The organism is Fretibacterium fastidiosum, assembly GCF_000210715.1.
GTDB lineage: Bacteria > Synergistota > Synergistia > Synergistales > Aminobacteriaceae > Fretibacterium > Fretibacterium fastidiosum.
Genome location: NC_021038.1, coordinates 1,269,246 through 1,273,316, shown reverse-complemented (window position 1 = coordinate 1,273,316; position 4,071 = coordinate 1,269,246). Strand labels below are relative to the sequence as shown.

The 4,071-nt window shown below is 68.9% G+C and carries 4 protein-coding genes and 1 pseudogene; 4 read left to right on the top strand and 1 reads right to left on the bottom strand.

Translation table 11 applies throughout. From position 1 onward, the window contains the following. From SY1_RS05870 to SY1_RS05860, 3 genes are all read left to right on the top strand, one after another. Nucleotides 1–561, top strand: a 561-nt coding sequence (locus SY1_RS05870; RefSeq protein WP_208873056.1) for a tyrosine-type recombinase/integrase, incomplete at its 5' end; no start/stop codon positions are given. Between the two features lie 42 nt (nucleotides 562–603). After that, nucleotides 604–1,467, top strand: coding sequence for a purine-nucleoside phosphorylase (locus SY1_RS05865; protein ID WP_015556476.1), 864 nt, complete (start codon nucleotides 604–606; stop codon nucleotides 1,465–1,467). Beyond that, the gene (locus SY1_RS05860) at nucleotides 1,464–2,459 is read left to right on the top strand and encodes a M23 family metallopeptidase (RefSeq protein ID WP_015556475.1); all 996 of its coding nucleotides are present in this window, start codon (nucleotides 1,464–1,466) and stop codon (nucleotides 2,457–2,459) included. Before SY1_RS05865 ends, SY1_RS05860 begins: the two co-directional genes overlap by 4 nt. A gap of 30 nt (nucleotides 2,460–2,489) precedes the next feature. On the opposite strand, the gene eda is transcribed toward SY1_RS05860, so the two are convergent. Further along, entirely contained in the window at nucleotides 2,490–3,452 is a 963-nt protein-coding gene (gene eda / locus SY1_RS05855) for a bifunctional 4-hydroxy-2-oxoglutarate aldolase/2-dehydro-3-deoxy-phosphogluconate aldolase (protein ID WP_015556474.1), read from the bottom strand. Nucleotides 3,453–3,845: 393 nt separating this feature from the next. Here eda and SY1_RS05850 point away from each other — a divergent pair. Continuing rightward, nucleotides 3,846–4,071 (top strand): annotated as a pseudogene (locus SY1_RS05850) (D-serine ammonia-lyase); the annotation flags it as partial.

Below are 4,071 nucleotides of genomic sequence, written 5' to 3'. Positions count from 1 at the left end.
CGCGTCCTGAACGAGGCGGAGGTCGAGCGGCTGTTCGAGGCCTGCCGGGGGACAAAGCCCCTGGACGTGCGCGACGCCGCCCTCGTCGAGGTGGGGTACGGCTGCGGCCTGCGGGCCAGCGAGATCTGCGGTCTGAGGGTGTTGGACCTGGACTTCGAGTCCCGCCTGCTGCGGACGGTGGGCAAGGGGGACAAGGAGCGCGTCGTCCCCTTCCTTGGGGGCGCCGCCCGCAGCGTGCGGACGTACCTGGAGACGGCCCGGCCGCAGCTGAACGGGCGGGGGCTGCCCTTCGTGTTCCTGTCCTGCCGGGGACGCCGGCTGAGCCGCGTGGACCTCTGGCGCATCCTCCGGCGGCGCGGCGAGATGGCGGGGATCGCACGCGCCCGCCTATACCCCCACATCCTGCGACACAGCTTCGCCACACACCTTCTGGCCCGCGGCATGGACATGCGTACGCTGCAGGAGATGCTGGGACACTCTTCCATCATGACGACGCAGGTCTACGCCCACTTCGACCGCGAGATGCGGGACGAATACGATCGCTTTCACCCCCGCGCCTGACGGATTGCGGGCTTCTTTTCTGGACAACGAGGAGGTAATGGAATGGGTCGAGATGACAAGAGCTCCTATGAGTGCGCGTTTGACGCCGCCCTCTACATCCTTCAAAGGCAGAGGGTATATTGTGAGCCGCTGACCGCCGTGGTGCTGGGGTCGGGGCTGGGAGCCGTTGCGGAGGCGGTGGAGGACCCATGCACGGTAGACGTGGAGGACATCCCGCACTGGCCGGTGCCCACCGCGCCGGGACACGCGGGGTGCGTGGTGCTGGGGAAGCTGGAGGGTCGGCCCGTGGTGGTGATGCAGGGGCGCATACACTGCTATGAGGGCCATTCCATACGCAGGGCGGCGTTTCCGGCGCGCGTGGCGAGGATGATGGGCGTGCGCCAGTACGTGGCGACGAACGCCTCCGGAGGGATCAGTGCGCAGATGGAGCCGGGCACCATTGCGGCGGTGGAGGACCACATCAACCTGATGGGGGACAACCCCCTGGCCGGGCCCCTCGACCTGCGCTGGGACACCCAGTTTCCGGACCTGACCCACGCCTACAGCCCGCGCCTCCTGAAGCTGCGGGACCGGGCGGCGGACGAGGCGGGCGTGCAGCTGCAACGCGGCGTCTACGCCGCCTTCAAGGGACCGTCCTACGAGACGCCGGCGGAGATCCGCATGGCCCGCATGATGGGGGCAGACCTTGTGGGCATGTCCACGGTGCCGGAGGTCATCGTGGCCAACTCCATGGGGCTCGAGACCGCGGTGCTCTCCTGCGTCGCGAACAAGGCCGCGGGCCTGTCGGAGAAGCCGCTGACGGAGAGCGAGGTCCTGTCCGTCATGGCCGAGTCCGCGTATCCTCTGACGGCGATCATCCGCGGGCTGATGCGGGAGCTCAATCGGGAGGACAACAAGGCAGAATGAGCGCGTTGGGGTCGGAAAAAAACAGCGGGGCCGCGTCGGACGGCTCCTCGAGGGAGGCGGCCTGCGGGGCGGGGTGGCGGGCCCTGGCGAGGTGCGCCGCGCTTTTCTGCCTTGCGGCCTCGCTTTGGGGAGGCCCCGCCTGGGGGGCCGCTTTCGTCTCCTTCCCCACCAGCTGGGACGTGGGGCAGGCCTTCGCCGTGTCGATCACGTCGGACGCCGACTACGACGCCCCGACGGTCACGTGGCTCAAGCGGACGGTATCGCTGGACGTGGAGCCGGGAGGCGACGGGCGCATCTCCTACGCGCTGCTGGGCTCCTACGTGCGCGACGTCAAGCCGGGAGAGTACCCCATCCTGTTCGAGTTCACCCAGGGGGAGCAGCGCTTTCACGTGAAGGGCAAGGTGGCGCTGCGGGCCCGGAAGTACCCCCAGGAGCGGCTGAGGGTCAGCCCGAAGATGGTGAGCCCGCCGAAGGGGGAGCTGGCCCGCATCAAGCGCGAGGCCGCGCTGGCCGCGCGGGCCAAGGGGACCATGACGGTGCAGCGCAAATGGACGACGCCGGCCCAAAAGCCCCTCGACATGATGAAGGTCACCAGCAGCTACGGCTTTCAGCGCGTCTACAACGGCACGCCGCGCGGCTACCACGCGGGGACGGACCTGCGCTCCGCGGTGGGCACGGCGGTGCGCGCGCCCTTTGCCGGGACGGTCGTCCTGGTGGGCGACCACTACTACGCGGGAGGCAGCGTCTACGTGGATTCGGGGAACGGGGTGGTGAGCGTCTTCTTTCACCTGAACGAGAGCCTTGTGAAGGTGGGGCAGCGCGTCGCGCGCGGGCAGGTCGTCGGGCGCAGCGGGCGTTCGGGCCGCGTCACGGGCCCGCACCTGCACTATGGCCTGTGCCTCGCGGGACAGTACGTCGATCCGATGCCGCTGTTCGAGACGAGCGTCACGCAGCTCCTGAAGCGCGCGGGGCGGGCGAAGGTGGCGGATTGAGCGGGCGGTGAGGCCATCCGCCCGGCGGCCTCATCGCTGCATCAGGTGGATGGCGAAGCCCCCGATCTCGCGGTCCAGGTAGACGAAGGTCAGCCGCCCCCGCTCATCGTGCCGCTCCGTCTCGCTGCGCGTCCCCATGCCCTTGCGGGCGAGGAAGGCCAGGGCGCGCGTCATGCTGAGGACGGAGAGCGCGATGTGTCCGTGCATTCCGAGGAAGGGCGTCTTCATGAACTCGAAGCCGTCGCCCACGAAGAAGCTCTTGTTGCCCTGCCGAAGCGGGAAGCCGAAGAGGTCGCACATGAGCTCGGACTCGTCCTGGGCTGTGCCCGCATCCGGCTCGTTGATGCCCACGTGGTCCAGCTCGAAGCCCACGGCCTGGATGACGGCCTGGCGCGAGAGCCGCGCGACGTCGTCGAACCTCTCCGCGGCGATGAGGTCGGGCGGCGCCATCCAGCTGCCCGCCGCGGCCAGGACGCAGGGCAGGGCCAGGTAGCCCTGAAGGTTCGCGGCGTTCACGCCCCCGGAGGGAATGTAATGCATGGCGTGGTAGGGGGCCGAGAGGGCGCGCAGCATGGCCGGCCCGCCGGACTGTTCCGCGGGGAAGAAGCGCATCAGGGAGAGTCCCGCCCGAAGCCCCTGCTCCACCTGCGTCGGCGTGTTGGCTCCGGGGACGACGAGGATTCCGTTGTCCATGCAGTACCCCACCAAATCCGGGTTGAAGCCCGCGCTGGTGATGAACTTCGCGCCGGCGGAGACGGCCTTTCGGGCCTGTTCCACGGTCAGCACGGTGCCCGCCCCCACGAGGAGGTCCGGCAGCTCCGAGGCCAGGACGCGGATGGATTCCTCCGCCGCGTTGGTGCGGAAGGTGACCTCCGCCACAGGCAGGTCCCCCTCCAGCAGGGCCGTGCCGAGGGGCAGCGCGTGGTTCGGGTTGTCCACGGTGACGACGGGTATGACGCCGACGTCCGCGATCCGTTGCAGCACTTCGTTCATTTGTGATCCCCCTTCTCTCCATAACGAAATTGAGACACCCAACCGCCCGGCCTCGAAGGAGCGGCCCCGTCCGTCGGCTGCGATGGAACGCCGAAAACGGGTTGCGCCGACACCCTTCAGGAGGCATTGTACTATAGCGCGGCGGGAAAGGCCATAACCCGCCGCTCCGCCGTCTTGCGCCGTGCGGCCCTCCTCGATTCCTCCGCGCGGCGTCCATGTGCTATGATCTTCCCAAAAGGCCCGTCGACCCGTCGAAACGGAGGCCCCGACCGAAGCGGATTTTGCCTGCCGCCGACCGGGGAGGCGGAAGGGCCGGCGAGGGGGCGTTCTCCCGGCGCGCGCAGCCCGGCCGCGATGACGGGGTCGTCAGAATCCCATGAGGAGGTCGTCAGAATGCGTAACGTTCCATCCGAACTCGTTGAGGCGCGGGATTTTCTGTGGCTGAACCCGGACGTCAAGCCCTTCGCGGAGGCCGATCCCGGCTTCCCGCTGGACGGGGCCATGGTGGAGGACGCGGCGGCGCGGCTTCTCCGCTTCGCCCCGTTCCTGAAACGCCGCTTCCCGGAGACGGGGGACGGCATCATCGAGTCTCCCCTCACGGAGACGCCCCGGATGCAGG